This window comes from Rathayibacter sp. VKM Ac-2928, assembly GCF_022815545.1.
Classification (GTDB): Bacteria; Actinomycetota; Actinomycetes; order Actinomycetales; family Microbacteriaceae; genus Rathayibacter; species Rathayibacter festucae.
The window spans coordinates 261,695-276,694 of record NZ_JALGRU010000001.1 but is presented as its reverse complement, the minus strand read 5'-3'; the positions used below and the strand labels follow the sequence as shown (position 1 = coordinate 276,694).

Sequence of the window (15,000 nt, the reverse complement as noted above, 5' to 3'; positions counted from 1 at the left end):
GGTCAGCCGCTGAAGGCGGTCAGGGCGTCGTCGAGGATCGCGAGGCCGCGGGCGACCTCGGCGGGGGTGACCACGGCGGGCGGGACGACGTGGATGCGGTTGTCGGCGGTGAAGGGCAGGAGGCCGCGGGAGAGCAGGTCGGCCTTCAGGCGGCCGACGGCGGCGGCGGGCAGCGGCTCGCGGGTGGCGCGGTCGGTGACGAGCTCGAGCGCCCAGAAGACGCCGGAGCCGCGGAACTCGCCGATCAGATCGTGCTTCGCCTCGAGGGCGGCCAGGCCGGGGGCGAGGTGCTCGGAGCCGATGGTCTTCGCGTTGTCGACGATGCCCTCCTCCGCCATGGCCCCGAGGGTCGCGACGACGCTGGCCGCGGCGAGCGGGTGGCCGGAGTAGGTGAGCCCGCCGGGGAAGACGCGCTCGTCGAAGTGGTGCGCGATCGGGTCGTCGATGAGGACGCCGCCGATCGGCACGTAGCCGGAGTTGACGCCCTTGGCGAAGGTGATCAGGTCGGGCCGGACGTCGAAGGCGTCGAACGCGAACCACTCACCGGTGCGGCCGAAGCCGGCCATCACCTCGTCGAGGATCAGCAGGATGCCGTAGCGGTCGGCGAGCGCCCGCACGCCGGCGAGGTAGCCGGGCGGCGGCGTCAGGATGCCTGCCGTGCCGGGGATGGTCTCCAGCAGCAGCGCCGCGATCGACTCCGGGCCCTCGGCCTGCACGACGCGCTCGAGGTGGTGCAGCGCGCGCTCGCACTCCTGCTCGGGCGTCTCGGCCCAGAACTCGGAGCGGTAGAGGTAGGGACCGAAGGCGTGCACGTGCCCGCGGGCGTACTCGTTGGGGATGCGGCGCCAGTCTCCGGTGGAGACGATCGCGGCCCCGGTGTTGCCGTGGTACGAGCGGTAGAAGGAGACGATCTTGTCGCGGCCCGTGTAGAGGCGCGCCATCCGGATCGCGTTCTCGTTGGCGTCCGCGCCGCCGTTGGTGAAGAAGACCTTCTCGAAGCCCTCGGGCGCGCGCTCGGTGATCAGACGCGCCGCCTCCGCCCGGGTCTCGTTCGCGAAGGCCGGGCCGACGGTGGTGAGCACGGCGGCCTGCGCCTGGATCGCGGCGACGACCTTGGGGTGCTGGTAGCCGATGTTGACGTTCACGAGCTGGCTGGAGAAGTCGAGGTAGCGGGTGCCGTCGACGTCCCAGACCTCGGCGCCGAGGCCGCCGGCGATCGGCAGCGGGTTGAGCGCGCCCTGCGCGGACCAGGAGTGGAAGACCCGTGAGCGGTCGGCGGCGGTGACGGAGGCGTTGGTGCTGCCGGTGGGAGTCGTGTCCGAGGAGGTCGTGTCCGAGAGCGTCATGCCTCCATCGTGCCGCGCGGGGGCCCGTCGCGGGCGGCCCGCTTTGTCGAAGCCACCGCCCTACGATGGACAGAACGTCGAATCCCGAGGGAGCCGCCCGTGCCCGCGACCGTCCGCGATCTGCTCGCCGAGCCGGCCTTCCGCCTCCACGTCCTCGCGGGCGTGCACGACGAGGCGGCCCTCGACGCTCCACTGGTCTGGGCGCACTCCTCCGACCTCGTCGATCCGACGCCGTGGCTCGAGTCGGGGCAGCTGCTGCTCACCGACGGGGTGCACTTCGAGCAGGCTCCCGGGACGCAGGGCGCCGACTTCTCGGAGGCGTACGTCGCGCGCCTGCGCGGCCGGGGCATCCGCGCCCTCGGCTTCGCGACCGGCATCGTGCACGACGAGGTGCCCGCTCCCCTCGTCGCGGCCTGCGCGCGGCAGGGGCTGCCGCTGCTCGAGGTCGCCGATCTGACGCCGTTCATGGGGATCATCCGCTTCGTCGCGGACGTCATCTCGCGCGAGCAGCGCGAGCGACTGGAGTGGTCGCTGGAGGCGCAGCGCCGGGTCGCGCGGGCGGCGCTGCGCCCGGACGGCCTCGCGGCGATCCTCTCGGAGCTGGAGCGCCAGCTGGACTGCTGGGTCGCGCTCTACGACGCGGTCGGCCAGCGGGTGCACCTGCCGACCCGGCTCGACGTGCCGGAGGCGGCGGAGCGCTCGGTCGCCGCGGCCGTGCGCCAGGCGCTCGCGCGGGGCAGCCGCGCGGGGCTCCGCCTCGACGACGGCGGCGGCGTCACCCTGCAGACTCTCGGGCAGCGCGACCACCTGCGCGGGGTGCTCGCGGTCGGCACCGGCACTCCCCTGGATCCGGCCGGCAACGACCTGGTGGCGAGCGTCATCGGGCTCGCGAGCATCGCCCTCGAGCAGCGGCGCGCCCTCGACACCTCGCGGCGGCAGCTGCGCTCGGGTCTGCTCGAGCTGCTCGGCGCCGGGGCCTTCGACGTCGCGGCCCGCACAGCGCGGCAGCTCTGGGGCACGCTGCCCGCCGAGCCGGTCCGCGTGAGCGTGCTGAGCGAGCCGGTGCGCGGCGACTCGCTGCTCGACGAGCTGGAGGTGTTCGCGGAGGAGAACGGGGCGCGGCTGTTCTTCGCCGAGCGCGACGGAGCCCTCGTGGTGATCACGGGTGCGGAGGATCTGGCACTGATCGCGGGGGTGCTGGAGCGGCACACTGCACAGGCGGGGTCCTCGGCGCCGATCGCCTGGTCGGAGCTGGAGCGGGGGCTGGTGGAGGCGCGGCGCGCGGCCGACCGGGCGACGGCGGAGCATCCGCTGCTCCGCTTCGAGGACGTGTCGGCGCAGGGGATGCGCGGCCTGCTCACGGCGGCGGGTGCCGAGCCGCTCGCGCGGCGGCTGCTCGCGCCGCTGCTCAGCCCCGAGGGCGGCGTGCTGCTCGAGAGCGCCCGCGTCTGGCTCCGCTGCAACGGCGCCTGGGAGCCGGCCGCCCGCGAGCTCGGCGTGCACCGGCACACGCTGCGGAACCGCGTCGCGGCTGTCGAGCGGGCGCTGGGTGTCGACCTGGATGACGTCGATGCTCGGACGGAGCTCTGGCTGGCGCTGTGCTTCTCGGCGCCGGTCTCCTCCTCCGTCGTCGATCGGCCGCGGTCGGCCGAGCGAGAGGGGGACGCCCCGCAGAGAGACGCACGTCCGCCCACGACGAATCGCTGACACGCGATTCGCCGGTTGCGCTCGACCTTGCGATGGTCGGTGTGCGGTGGCCCCGCGAGATGCCACTTATGAGCAGGACACGCCGTAGAAGTCGCTCATAAGTGGCATCTCGCGGCCCGGCTCAGTTCTGCGGGAAGCCGAGGTTGATGCCGCCGTGCGACGGGTCGAGCCAGCGCGAGGTGATGGCCTTCTGCTGCGTGAAGAACCGCACACCCTCCGCGCCGTGGGCCTTCGTGTCGCCGAACAGGGACGACTTCCAGCCGCCGAACGAGAACGTCGCCACGGGCACGGGGATCGGCACGTTGATGCCGATCATCCCGACCTCGACCTCGTTCTGGAAGCGGCGGGCCGCCCCGCCGTCGTTGGTGAAGATCGCGGTCCCGTTGCCGAAGGCGCCGTTGTTGATGAGCGCGACGCCCTCCTCGTAGGACTGCACCCGGACGATGGAGAGGACCGGTCCGAAGATCTCCTCGGTGTAGGCCTTCGAGGTGATCGGGACGTCGTCGAGCAGGGTCGGGCCGAGCCAGAAGCCGTTCTCGTCACCGTCGACCTCGACGCCGCGGCCGTCGACGACCACCTTCGCGCCGTCCTCCTCCGCGATCGCGATGTAGGAGGCGACCTTGTCGCGGTGCGCCTCGGTGACCAGGGGTCCCATGTCGCAGCCGCGACGCCCGTCGCCGATGCGCAGGGTCGCGGCGCGCTCCTGGATCTTCGCGATCAGCTCGTCCGCGACCGGCTCGACGGCGACGACGACCGAGATCGCCATGCAGCGCTCCCCCGCCGAGCCGAAGCCCGCGTTGATGGCGGAGTCCGCGACGAGGTCGAGGTCCGCGTCGGGCAGCACAAGCATGTGGTTCTTCGCCCCGCCGAGCGCCTGGACGCGCTTGCCGTTGCGGGTGCCGGTCTCGTAGACGTACTGGGCGATCGGCGTGGAGCCGACGAAGGAGATCGACTTCACGTCCGGGTGCTCGAGGAGGCCGTCGACCGCGACCTTGTCCCCGTTCAGGACGGTGAAGACGCCGTCGGGGAGACCGGCCTCCTTCCAGAGGGCGCCGAGCCAGATCGCCGACGACGGGTCCTTCTCGGACGGCTTCACGACCACCGTGTTGCCGGCGGCGATCGCGATGGGGAAGAACCACATCGGCACCATCGCGGGGAAGTTGAAGGGGCTGATGATGCCGACGACGCCGAGCGGCTGCTTCACGGAGTAGACGTCGACGCCGGTCGAGACCTGCTCGGAGTACTCGCCCTTGAGGTGGTGCGCGAGGCCGGTCGCGAACTCGACGACCTCCTGACCGCGGGTGATCTCGCCCATCGCGTCGGAGAGGACCTTGCCGTGCTCGGAGGTGATGATCTCGGCGAGCTCGCCCTTCTTGGCCTCGAGCAGCTCGCGGAACCTGAAGACGATCTGCTGGCGCTTGGCGAGCGAGGTGTCGCGCCAGGCGGGGAACGCGGCCTTGGCGGAGGCGACGGCCGCATCGATCTCGGCGGCGTCGGCCAGCGCGACCTCCTTGGTCGCGACACCGAGCGCGGGGTCGTAGACCGGCGCGGTGCGGCCGGACGACGAGGGTGAGGCTGCGCCGTCGATCCAGTGGCCGACGGTGGACAGCGAGGTGGCGGGCGACTCGGCGATGCTCATGGGGTCGAGGGTAGGCGGGGACGGCGCGGACGCGGGGAGCGGATGTGTCCAGGCACCGGCACCTCGGATGGACGGAGCGGCACGGCGGGGGGATCTCGATACGGCCGCTCCGCGGCCTACTCGATCAGCATGAAAGGGGGCGGCGCAGCCTCCGCCGCAGGGGCGAAGCGCGCCAAGGCAGCGGTGATGTTGTCCTGGCCGCCGCGCTCGTTGGCCCAGGCGACGAGCGCCTCCGCCAGCGCGACGGGGTCGTCGCCGACGCGGGCGACGGCGTCGTGCAGCACGGTCGCGAGATCGTCGGCGGGCGAGGCGTAGTTCCAGAGGCCGTCGGAGCAGACGAGCACCCAGCCGGGCTCGTCGAGCACGGTGGAGGCGAGGGTCGGCGACTCGTCGTGGGCGTCAGCACCCAGCCACTTGGTGATCGCGTGCGCGTCGGGCGCGGACTCGGCCTCGGTGCGGGGCACGCCCGAGGCGATCTGCTCCTGCGCCCAGGAGTCGTCGACGGTCAGCTGCCGGGCGGGGCCCGCGTCGGGGATCCAGTAGCTGCGGCTGTCGCCGACGTTGCCGGTGACCAGCAGCGCGCCGTCGAGGATCGCGGCGGTGAAGGTGCAGGAGGGCGGGTTGTCGCGCTTCTCGGGCACCGCGGCGTCGATCGCTCCGGAGGCGCGCGCGACCGCCATCTGCAGCAGCGCGCCCCAGCGCTCGGCGCCGTGCACCTCGCCACCGACCTCGCTGCGCAGCGCGCTCAGCGCGGCGCGGGCCGCGGCGAGGGAGGCGGTGTCGGAGTCGGGGGTCGAGGAGACGCCGTCGCAGACCACCAGCAGCGCGGTCCGCAGGCCGCCGTCCTCGCCGGCCGTCGCGCCGAGCGCCATCGCGTCCTCGTTGGCCGCGTGCCGGATACCGCGGTCGCAGACCCCGCCGACCAGCGGGTGCGGCGCCTCCGCCCAGTGCTCGCGCTCGGTCGGCGCGCGCTGACCGCACTGCTCGCAGTAGCCGTCGTCGGCGATCGCTCCCCCGCAGTGCAGGCAGGCGGTCGGCTCCTCCGACCCGGCGGCGGGCGGTGCGGCCGCGGCGGCCGGGACGATCAGCGTCGTCCCGCAGGCCTCGCAGAAGGCGTCCCCGGTGGAGACCGGCTCGCCGCAGTTCGGGCAGGGTGTCGACAGCTCGGCGCTCACGGAACTCTCCCCGCTCACGTCGCTCTCCCCGCTCACGTCAGCGTCCAGCGGCGCACGGCGTTCGCCCGGTCGACGAGGCGCAGGCGCTCCTCCTTCTCGCGGGTGGCGGCCGCGAGCGAACGGTACGACGTCTCGAGGCCGTCCCGGAGGGCGGGCTCGGTGGCGTCGATCCCGCCGATCGTCGCGCCCTCGGCGGGCCCGTCGCGGCGGACCAGCTCGAGCGCCGACTCCAGCACCCCCGTCGTCAGCTCGAGCCGGGTGCGCGAGTCGATCGCCACCGTGTCGACACTGGCGAGCGCGGCGGAGAGTGCCGGCAGTCCGCGGCCGGAGCCGGCCAGCAGCTCGGCGCGGCGGCGGCGGGCGTCGACGTAGGAGGAGCGGGTCGGTGTGACGATGTCGAGCGCGTCGAGCGCGCCGTCGAGGTCGGCCCGGTGCTGCCGGACCCGGGCGAGGCCGAAGGCGGCGGGCGCGGTGTAGTTGGCGTCGGCGCGGGCGCAGATCACGTAGAGCGACTCCGCCACCTCGGGCTCGCCGCTCGACTCGCAGGCCGCGGCGAGCGCGAGCTTGGGGGCGAGCTCGCCCGGCACCTGACCGTAGACGGTGTTGAACGAGGCGCGGGCGCCGATGTCGTCATGGCGGGCGAGCTGGGCCAGCCCGCTCATCCAGACCGCGCGCCACTCCCACGGGTCCTCGGTGAGGATCTCGCCGGTCGCGCGGGCGACGTCCTCCCAGCGCTCGGCCTCGATCGCTGCGCGGGCCCGAGCGAGCCGCACCTCGACGGTCACGGTCGGCGCGAGCGCGAGCGCGCGCAGCCGGACGATCGGGTCGGCGACGTTGACGCCCGCGAGCCAGGCGCGGGCCGGGTCGGACTCGTCGGTCTTGAGCCCCGGCAGGGCGTCCCAGGGCAGCGGGCGGTCGACCACGTCGGCGACGGGCGCCTCGAAGAGCGCCGACTCGGTCGAGTGCAGCGCGGGGTGCCCCGGCCCGCGGTCGGTCGCGACGACCTCGCGCAGCACGCCGAGCAGCTGCCCGCGCATCTCGTCGACGGTGGCGAACCGGTCCTGAGGGTCGGGCGCGCAGGCCTTCGCGACCAGCCGGTAGAACGAGTCGTACTTCTGGAACAGCGGCGTCTCGGACACCGGCGGCAGCGACGCGACGTAGGTGGTCTGGTTGCCGCGGAAGTCGAGGACGAGCGAGGCGATCGTCCGCCCGATCGTGTAGACGTCGGAGGCGATCGACGGCCCGAGCTCGGGCACCTCGGGCGCCTGGTAGCCGACGGTGCCGTAGATCGCCGACTCCTCGTCGTCGGCGCGGCGCACGCCGCCCAGGTCGATCAGCTTCACCTGGTCGCCGACCTGGATCATGTTGTCCGGCTTGAAGTCGCAGTAGAGCAGCCCGTGGTCGTGCAGATAGGCGAAGGCGGGCATCACCTCGAGGACGAAGGCGAGCGCCTGGTCGACGGGCAGCGGATCCGCGGAGCCGCCGTTCGCGTCGCGGCGCTCCTGCAGGATCTGCTTGAGGCTCGGCCCGCCGACGTACTCCATCACGATGTAGCCGGCGCCCTCGTGCAGGACGAAGTTGTAGATCTCGACGATCAGCGGGTGCTCGACCTCGGCGAGGTACTGCCGCTCCGTCACCGCCGCGGCGTACGCGTCCGGGTCGCCGGAGTTCAGCAGGCCCTTGAGCACGACCCAGCGGCCGGAGACGTTGCGGTCGCGGGCGAGGTAGATCCAGCCGAGACCGCCGTAGGCGAGGCAGCCGACGACCTCGTACTGGCCGCCGACGACGTCGCCCTTCGCGAGCTGCGGCGTGAAGCTGAACGGGGTGCGGCAGTTCGGGCAGAAGCCCTCGGTGCGGCCGGGCTTGCCGTCGCGGCCGCGGCCGACCGCGGTGCCGCAGTTGGAGCAGAAGCGCTTGCGCTCGGGGAGCACCGCCTCCTTCATCAGCGCGGCCATCGGATCGGCGGCGGGGCGCGAGGGGACGGTCGTCAGCCCGGCGCCGAGCCGCGGCCCGCGCAGGCGGGTGGAGGTGGTGCCGACGCGGCGGGTGGTCTTCGAGCCGGTCTGCGCCGTGCGGGCCGAGCCGAGCGCGGCGGTCGCGAGGCGGGCGGAGGAGGTGCGGCCGCTGCGGGCGGTGGCCGCCTCCTCGGTGCTCGATCCGACGGGGGCCTGCGCGTTCGGCGCGCCCTCGGCGAAGCCGGTGCCGAAGGCGGCGGAGGCGGTGGCCGGCGCGGGGCCGGCCGCGGGAGCGGGGCGGCGCGCGGTGGGAGCGGACACCGCGACGGCCGGCGCCTCCGCCGGCAGCCCGCAGACGTTGCAGTAGCCGTCCTCGATGACGCCGGTGCAGCCCGGGGTCGAGGTGCAGGGGTCGCCGTTCATGAGCTGGCCTTCCGGTGGTGCGAGGGAGACGGGGCGGTGGGCAGGTCGCGGGTGACCACGTCGTACTGCTCCACCAGGTGGCGGGCGAGCGGCACCGAGCAGGGCACCGCGTCGAGCGCGGCGCGGACCTCGGCGTCGGCCGCGACTCCGACGGGCGACGCGGCCCGGCCGTTGGCGGCGGCGCGCTCGCGCAGGGCCCGCAGCCGGAAGCCGAGGGCGGCCCGCTCGCGTAGCGGCGAGGTGTAGGCGGCCTCGACGGCGTCGAACGCCCGGCCGACGGCGGTGAGGCGGGCGAGGTGCGCGTCGAGCGCCTCCCGGCCGGTCGGCGGCTCGCCGAGGCGCGAGACGTCGGGCACCGCGAGGCGGGGCGGATCCGCGATCTCGCGGCGGCAGCGGGCGACGAGCTCGCGCAGCGGTGCCTCGCGCAGCTCCGCGGCGGCGGCCAGCTCGCGGGCGCGGACCCGGTCGTGCTCGAGTCCGCGGCGCTCGGAGGCGGCGATGATCAGGTCGCGCTCCAGCCGGGCGGAGTCGCTCTCCAGCTGGCCGAGCGGGCCGGAGACGTCGGCGCCGCGGCCGGCCTTCTCGGCGAGGGCGTCCAGCCGCGAGCGGAGCACCGCGACGCGCTGGGCGGCGGCCTGGTCGACGGTGCCGCGCGCGTCGCGGGTGAGGTCGCGGCAGCGCTCGATCTCGGCGCGCACCCCGACGATCCGGCCGGCGACGTCGGTGCCGCTCGGGTCGAGCTCGAGGCGCGACTTCAGCTGGCCGATGACGGCGTCGCAGAGCCGGACGGCCTCGACCAGCGAGACGGCGGCACTCCCGCCCGAGCCGGAGGAGTCCAGCCGTCCCCAGATCAGCTGCGACATCCGCTCGCGCGCGACGGTGTCGACGCGGCCGGAGTCCCAGACGACCTCGAGCTCGGCCAGCCGCCGGGTGACCGACTCGCGCAGCGACTGCGCGAGGACGACGTCGGCGGTGTAGCTGTCGGCCTGCGGCGAGGCGAGCGCGGCGGCGTCGAGCCGCGAGAGCTCGCGGGTCGTCCGCTCCAGCCAGCGGCCGAGCTGAGCGAGGTAGTCGAAGAGCGCACGCTGCGGGATCGCCTCGCCCAGGCGCCCCGGAGCGACGGGCGTCCCCTCCGAGACGCCCGCCCCCGAGACCCCCTGCGCGCTCGTCCCGGCCGCCATCAGCGCCCGTACACGGCGGCGGGCGGCGTCGCCGTGCCGAGATCGCCGAGCCAGCGCTGGTAGATGCTCTGCCAGCGGCCGTCCGCGCGGATGCTCTCGAGCGCCGCGTTGACGAAGCGCACGTAGTCGGTGTCGCCGGCCGGCATCCCGAGGCCGTAGGGCTCGGAGCTCAGCTGGTCGCCGATGACCTTGGCGTACGGGTCCTGCGCGACGAAGCCGGCGAGGATGGTGTCGTCGCCGGCGATGGCGTCGACGGAGCCCTCCTGGAACTGCGCGAGGCACTGGGTGTGCGTGTCGGCGGCGACCGCCTCCACGTCGGGGTAGTCGCTCTCGAGCCGGCTGAGAGTGGTGGTGCTCCGCGGCGCGCAGACCCTCGCGCCGGCCAGCTCGTCGATGCTCTTGGCCTTGTTCTTCTCCGAGACGAGCACCTTCAGCCCCGCGGCGTAGTACTCGGAGGAGAACGCGATGCTGTCCCAGCGATCGCAGGTCATCGTCAGCGTCCGGGCGACCAGGTCGACCTGCGGGGTCGCGGCGTCGCCGCTGAGAGCGGGCAGGCGCTGCGCCGAGGTGATCACGACGAACTCGATCGCGGTCGGGTCGCCGAAGATCGCGCCGGCGATCTCGCGGGCGATGTCGATGTCGAAGCCCTCGATCTCGCCGGTCAGCGGGTTGCGGGAGGACATCAGCAAAGTGTCGGCGGAGACGCCGACGCGGAGCTTCCCGTGGTCCCGGATCTGGGCGAGCCGGGTGCTGTCGGTGACGCCGGTCGGCGCGTAGGAGGTGACCGCCGAGGGCGAGCACTCCGCCGTGGCCGGAGCGGCGGTCGACGGCGCGGACGCCGTGGGGGTCGGCGTGGTCGCCTCGGTGATGCTGCCGAGGTCGCTCGCGCCGCTGGTGCAGCCGGAGACGGCGAGCACGGTGCCGAGCAGAAGCGCGACGGCGCCCGTGCGCAGGGTGCTGAGGCGGGTCATCGGTACTCCTCCAGTCGCTGCGCGACGCCGCGCCAGGCGAGCAGGGCGCCCACCAGTCCGGCGGCGAGCAGGATCCAGGAGGCGATCGAGGCGGTCGCGCTCCCGTCGTCGAGCTCGGTGCGGGTCGTGGTCGTGTCGTCGACGATCGCCGTGCGCGCGTCGTTCGCGAAAGCGGTGAACGCGCCGTTGGCGGTGCCGTCCCCGGTGGCGGTGGCGAGGTCCACCGCGTCGTCCCAGTTCCCGCCGTCGTCCTGATCGCGGATCGCCGCGTGCAGGTCCAGCCACGCGTTCAGCTCCGTCAGCAGCGCCCCGTCGACGATGCCGTCGTCGACCCCGGCCTGCAGACGGTCCCCCGCGTCCTTCGCCGCCGCCTGGAACTCCGCCTCGAGGGCCGCTCCCGAGCCGCGCTTGATCAGCGTGAAGCTCTCCAGCGACTTCGCGTCGCTCGCCGCGGTGAGCGCTTGCGAGACGACGAGCGTCGCCTGGTACGGCTCGGCGCGCACCGCCGCCGCACGCCCCGCGATCGAGCCGAGCAGGAGCGCGCCGCCGATCCCGACCAGCAGCAGCAGCCCGGTCGCGGTGGCGAGCGGGCGGTTGAGGTAGCGGTGCGTCCGCCGCGCCAGCCAGACCTGCGCCGCGATCAGCAGGAGCAGCATCGCGAGCGAGCCGATCAGCAGCAGCACGCTGAAGCGCACGGTGTCGTAGGCGGCGGCGACGCGGTCCGCCCCGCGGGTGACCAGCCCGTTGAGATCCGTGAGGATCCCCTTCTCGGAATCGGTCAGCTGCGCCGAGGCCTGGTCGAGGTACGCGGAGCCGACCGGGAAGCCCTGCCGGTTGTTGGCGCGGGCCTGCTCGATCAGCCCGCTGTAGGTGGTCAGCTTGGTGGCGACCTTGGCGAGGGTCTCGGCGTCGTCGGGCTGCGTCGCGGCGAGCTGGGCGATCCGCGAGGACGCGCCGGCGAGGTTGTCCACGTAGGTCTGCCGCTGCTCCGCGGGCTCGAGTCCGCCGACCAGGAAGGTGTTCGCCGCGATCGCGTTGGCGTCGACGAGCAGATTCCGCACGTCCTGCACGCCGATCAGCTGGGCGGCCTGCTCGCGGGCCTCCTGCGCGGCGCGCGCCTGCAGCGACGCGGCCTGCTGGGCGAAGACACCGAACAGCACGGCGGCGAGCGCCGTGAGCACCAGCAGCAGGCGGAGGGTGCGCGGAGTGGTCGAGGTCGCGCGGGCGAGGAGGTTCGGCCGCCGAGCGGCCGGCGCGGTCTGCGCGGGTGCGGGCGGAGCCGGCGGCGCGGCAGTGGCGATGCTCATGCGATCTCCTCGGTCGATGCGTCGGTCTCGGACTCCGCTGCCGGGGACTCCGCGTCCGGCAGCTCCGCCTCCACGACGTCCTCCGCCTCCAGGGTCCGCAGCTCGTCGAGCGTCGGCTCCTCGGTGTCGCGCAGGCGCCAGGCGTGACGCGCGATGGCCGCGTCGAGCACGTTGCGCACCCAGCGCCCGTTGCCGAACGCCTCGGTGCGCTCCTGCGCCGCGGCGACGTCGGCGAAGGCGGCGACCGCCTCCTCCGTCGGGGTGAAATCGGCGGCGGCGGCGAGGCGCGCGAAGATCGCGGAGAGCTCCTCGTCGCTGTAGTCCGCGAAGTCGATGGTGGTGGAGAAGCGGCTCGCGAGCCCGGGGTTGGTGTCGAGGAAGCCCTGCATCGGCCCGGAGTAGCCCGCGACGATGACGACCAGGTCGCCGCGGTGGTCCTCCATGTCCTTGACCAGGGTGGTCACCGCCTCCGCGCCGTACTGGTCGAGCGCGAGCGCGTAGGCCTCGTCGATGAAGAGCACGCCGCCGCGGGCCGAGGCGATCACCTCGGCGGTCTTCATCGAGGTCTGGCCGAGGTAGCCGGCCACCAGCTCCGAGCGGTCGACCTCGACGAGTACGCCCTTCGAGAGGATGCCGAGCGAGCGGTAGATGCGCGAGACGAGCCGCGCGACGGTGGTCTTGCCGGTGCCGGGGTTGCCGGTGAAGACGAGGTGCCGGGTGAGCGTCGGCGTGGTCAGCCCCGCGGCCTGGCGCAGGGTGTCGATCCGGAGCAGCTGGGTCTGCCGCTTGATCTCGCTCTTCACCCGGTCGAGGCCGATCAGCGCGTCGAGCTCGGCGAGCAGGTCCTCGATCGCCTCGGGCGGCTCGACCGGCTCGGGCTCGGCTTCCGGCGCGGGAGAGGCGGGCGGCGCGGCGGCGACCGGCCCCGGCTCGTCCTGCGGCCCGTCGTGCTCGGTCCGCCGCAGCCGCGCGAGGATCTCGTCGACGCCGGGGACTCCGGCGGGAAGGTCGCGCGGGAGTTCGGGCGCGGAGGAGCCGGCCGGCGAAGCCGCCGCTCCCTGCACCGCGCCCAGCTGCGCCGCCGCCGTCGCCGACGCCGCCGCGATCCCGCCGATGCCCGGCTCCCCCAGCGCGCTCGCCGCGGACACGACCTCGGTCAGCGCCCGCGCGTACGCCCCGGCCTGCTCCGACCGCGCCGCGACCAGCCCGGCGAGCAGATCGGTCGGCGAGCTGCGCCAGCGCCGGGCGCTCGACGCCGCGGTGAAGAACGCCTCGAGGCCGCCGGTCGTCCCGGTCTCGGCGAGCCAGTGCTGCCCCGCCCCGGTGATCGACTCCGCGACCGCCGCCGCGAGCCGGGCGCCCTCGGCGCGCACGGCGGCGCCGTCGAGCCCGGCCGCGGATCCGACCAGGACGAGCGCGTCGAGCGACGCCGGCAGCGTGCTCACGAGGCGCTCGGCGGGGTCAGCGAGCCGGGGGCGGTGGGCGTCGTCGGAGCGGCCGGCGCGTCGAGCCCGCTCGACAGCGACGACTCCGTGAACTTCTCGGCGAGGAACTGCCCGTGCGCGATCAGCGCCGAGGCGTCCTGCCGCGAGACGGCGTCGGAGATCCGGTCGAGGGTGCCCCCGAGCAGGTCGAGTTGGTCGCAGAGGATCATCAGCGAGGTCTTCCCCTTGTAGACAGCGCGGCGGTCGGCGAAGTCGCGCGGCAGGCGCAGATAGCCCTCGACCGCCTCGGGCAGGTAGCTGGTGGCGGTCGCGACGACGGTGTGGCCCTGCCGGCTCATCCCGCCGAGGCGGTCCAGGCGCGGCACCATCTCGCGCACCGTCTCGTCGACCCGGCGGATGCGGGCCGCGACGATCGCCGGGACCTTGCCCGCGGTCTCCGCGGCGACCCGGTCGAGCGCGGCGAGGATGTCGTCGCTGGACGGCACGCGCGGGAGTGCGGGCGCGGTCTCCTCCGGCACCGGTTCGGTGCCGCCGAACAGGCGGGAGAGCCAGCCCATCGGCTAGCGGCCGAGATCGAGCGAGGAGGCCGCGTCGATGTCGGAGTTGCTGCGCCGGGCCCGCTCGACGTACTCGCCGGCCTTCGCGGTCTCGACCTGGAGCACGCCGACGGTCTGCGCCATGCTGTCGAGCGCCTTGATCTTGAAGTCCGAGATCGAGTCCATGGTCTGGTAGATGTTCGCGAACGCGGCCTGCAGCTGCGGGAGCCCGACCGTCGCCGACGCCGCCTGCGACTGGATGCTCGCGGACTGCTCGGCGAGCATCCGCGAGGTGGCCTCGATCATGTTCGAGGTCGTCGTGTTCAGCGCCGTGATCTGGTCGAGCACGAGCCGCTGGTTGGCGAGCGCCTGCGCGACGATGACCGCCGTGCGCAGCGCCGACACGGTCGTCGTGGTCGCGCGGTCGACGCCCTTGATCAGCTCGACGTTGTTCTTGATCACGACGTCGATCGCCAGGTAGCCCTGGATCGAGACGGCCAGCTGGGTCAGCAGGTCCTGGTGCTTCTGCCGCGCGTAGAAGAGGACGTCCTCGCGCAGCGCCCGGGCGCGGTCCGGGTCGGTCGCGTCGAGCTCGGCGATCTTCGCCGACAGCTTCACGTCGAGGCGCTCCGCGACGTAGATGTACTCGTTGAGGCGCGTCATCGTGTCCCAGAGGTTCTGCTTCTCCAGGTTGAGCGCCGCGTTGTCCTTCCGCAGCTCGTCCTGGCCGTCGTAGAGCGCCTGGATGATCGCGTTGAGGTGCGACTGCGCGCTCTCGTAGCGGCGGAAGTAGTCGGTGATCTTGTTGCCGAAGGGGATGAAGCCGAGGATCTTCTTCTGGATGTTGTCCTCGGAGGGGTCGAGGTCCTCGACCGTGCGGCGCAGCTCCAGCAGCGTCTTGCCGATGGTCGAGCCCTCGGAGAGCCCGCCCTCCTGCAGCGCCCGCACGGGCGTCTTCAGCAGTCGGTTCGAGGAGTCGGCGGCCGAGCGGATGTCGGCGTCGCCCATCGTGCGGATGTCGTTGGCCTTCGCCGCGAACTCGGGGCTGCGGGCCTCGGCCGACATCAGCGACGCGAGATAGCCGTCGACCTTCGCCTCGAGGCCGGGCAGCGCCTGCTCGGGGACCTTCGGCGCGATCGACGGCGCCGAGGTCGTCGCGACGGCGGCGACGGGCTCGGGCGGCGTGAGCGAGAGGGCGTTCTGGGGCGGCTGCAGGGCCTCGGTCATCGGGGGATCCTCACCGTAACGGGCGCGCACCGTGACCGGCGCTCGGCGCCGACTGGACGAACGTGGCCCCAGCATATCGCCGGGGAGT

11 protein-coding genes are annotated in these 15,000 nt (G+C 73.8%); 1 reads left to right on the top strand and 10 read right to left on the bottom strand.

Annotation, left to right across the window (positions count from 1 at the left end):
- Positions 1-2: 2 nt before the first annotated feature.
- The gene (locus MT350_RS01280) at positions 3-1,346 is read right to left on the bottom strand and encodes an aspartate aminotransferase family protein (RefSeq protein WP_243615283.1); all 1,344 of its coding nucleotides are present in this window, start codon (positions 1,344-1,346) and stop codon (positions 3-5) included.
- A gap of 99 nt (positions 1,347-1,445) precedes the next feature.
- On the opposite strand from MT350_RS01280, the gene MT350_RS01275 reads away from it, so the two are divergent.
- Entirely contained in the window at positions 1,446-3,053 is a 1,608-nt protein-coding gene (locus tag MT350_RS01275; RefSeq protein ID WP_243615282.1) for a PucR family transcriptional regulator, read from the top strand.
- Between the two features lie 121 nt (positions 3,054-3,174).
- On the opposite strand, the gene MT350_RS01270 is transcribed toward MT350_RS01275, so the two are convergent.
- The 9 genes from MT350_RS01270 to MT350_RS01230 form a co-directional block, all read right to left on the bottom strand.
- Positions 3,175-4,692: a CoA-acylating methylmalonate-semialdehyde dehydrogenase gene (locus MT350_RS01270; RefSeq protein ID WP_243615281.1), complete on the bottom strand. Its 1,518-nt coding sequence runs from the start codon at positions 4,690-4,692 to the stop codon at positions 3,175-3,177.
- Positions 4,693-4,808: 116 nt separating this feature from the next.
- Positions 4,809-5,867, bottom strand: coding sequence for a PP2C family serine/threonine-protein phosphatase (locus MT350_RS01265; RefSeq protein WP_243615280.1), 1,059 nt, complete (start codon positions 5,865-5,867; stop codon positions 4,809-4,811).
- A gap of 32 nt (positions 5,868-5,899) precedes the next feature.
- Positions 5,900-8,245, bottom strand: a complete 2,346-nt coding sequence (locus MT350_RS01260) for a serine/threonine-protein kinase (RefSeq protein WP_243615279.1) — start codon at positions 8,243-8,245, stop codon at positions 5,900-5,902.
- Positions 8,242-9,426: a hypothetical protein gene (locus tag MT350_RS01255; RefSeq protein ID WP_243600484.1), complete on the bottom strand. Its 1,185-nt coding sequence runs from the start codon at positions 9,424-9,426 to the stop codon at positions 8,242-8,244. The genes MT350_RS01260 and MT350_RS01255 overlap by 4 nt, the downstream gene beginning before the upstream one ends.
- Positions 9,426-10,397, bottom strand: coding sequence for a glutamate ABC transporter substrate-binding protein (locus MT350_RS01250; RefSeq protein WP_243615278.1), 972 nt, complete (start codon positions 10,395-10,397; stop codon positions 9,426-9,428). Before MT350_RS01250 ends, MT350_RS01255 begins: the two co-directional genes overlap by 1 nt.
- Entirely contained in the window at positions 10,394-11,704 is a 1,311-nt protein-coding gene (locus MT350_RS01245) for a hypothetical protein (protein ID WP_243615277.1), read from the bottom strand. The genes MT350_RS01250 and MT350_RS01245 overlap by 4 nt, the downstream gene beginning before the upstream one ends.
- Positions 11,701-13,149, bottom strand: a complete 1,449-nt coding sequence (locus tag MT350_RS01240; protein ID WP_243615276.1) for an AAA family ATPase — start codon at positions 13,147-13,149, stop codon at positions 11,701-11,703. Before MT350_RS01240 ends, MT350_RS01245 begins: the two co-directional genes overlap by 4 nt.
- Positions 13,146-13,706 carry a hypothetical protein gene (locus MT350_RS01235; protein WP_243615275.1) on the bottom strand — a complete coding sequence of 187 codons (561 nt, stop codon included), beginning with the start codon at positions 13,704-13,706 and terminating at the stop codon, positions 13,146-13,148. The genes MT350_RS01240 and MT350_RS01235 overlap by 4 nt, the downstream gene beginning before the upstream one ends.
- A gap of 3 nt (positions 13,707-13,709) precedes the next feature.
- Positions 13,710-14,912 carry a toxic anion resistance protein gene (locus MT350_RS01230; RefSeq protein ID WP_123444926.1) on the bottom strand — a complete coding sequence of 401 codons (1,203 nt, stop codon included), beginning with the start codon at positions 14,910-14,912 and terminating at the stop codon, positions 13,710-13,712.
- Positions 14,913-15,000: the final 88 nt, after the last annotated feature.

Excerpts from the sequence above, each read along its gene's own strand:
- MT350_RS01280 (WP_243615283.1), bottom strand. The coding sequence starts at position 1,346 with ATGACGCTCTCGGACACGACCTCCTCGGACACGACTCCCACCGGCAGC.
- MT350_RS01270 (WP_243615281.1), bottom strand. The coding sequence starts at position 4,692 with ATGAGCATCGCCGAGTCGCCCGCCACCTCGCTGTCCACCGTCGGCCAC.
- MT350_RS01260 (WP_243615279.1), bottom strand. The coding sequence starts at position 8,245 with ATGAACGGCGACCCCTGCACCTCGACCCCGGGCTGCACCGGCGTCATC.
- MT350_RS01255 (WP_243600484.1), bottom strand. The coding sequence starts at position 9,426 with ATGGCGGCCGGGACGAGCGCGCAGGGGGTCTCGGGGGCGGGCGTCTCG.
- MT350_RS01250 (WP_243615278.1), bottom strand. The coding sequence starts at position 10,397 with ATGACCCGCCTCAGCACCCTGCGCACGGGCGCCGTCGCGCTTCTGCTC.
- MT350_RS01245 (WP_243615277.1), bottom strand. The coding sequence starts at position 11,704 with ATGAGCATCGCCACTGCCGCGCCGCCGGCTCCGCCCGCACCCGCGCAG.
- MT350_RS01235 (WP_243615275.1), bottom strand. The coding sequence starts at position 13,706 with ATGGGCTGGCTCTCCCGCCTGTTCGGCGGCACCGAACCGGTGCCGGAG.
- MT350_RS01230 (WP_123444926.1), bottom strand. The coding sequence starts at position 14,912 with ATGACCGAGGCCCTGCAGCCGCCCCAGAACGCCCTCTCGCTCACGCCG.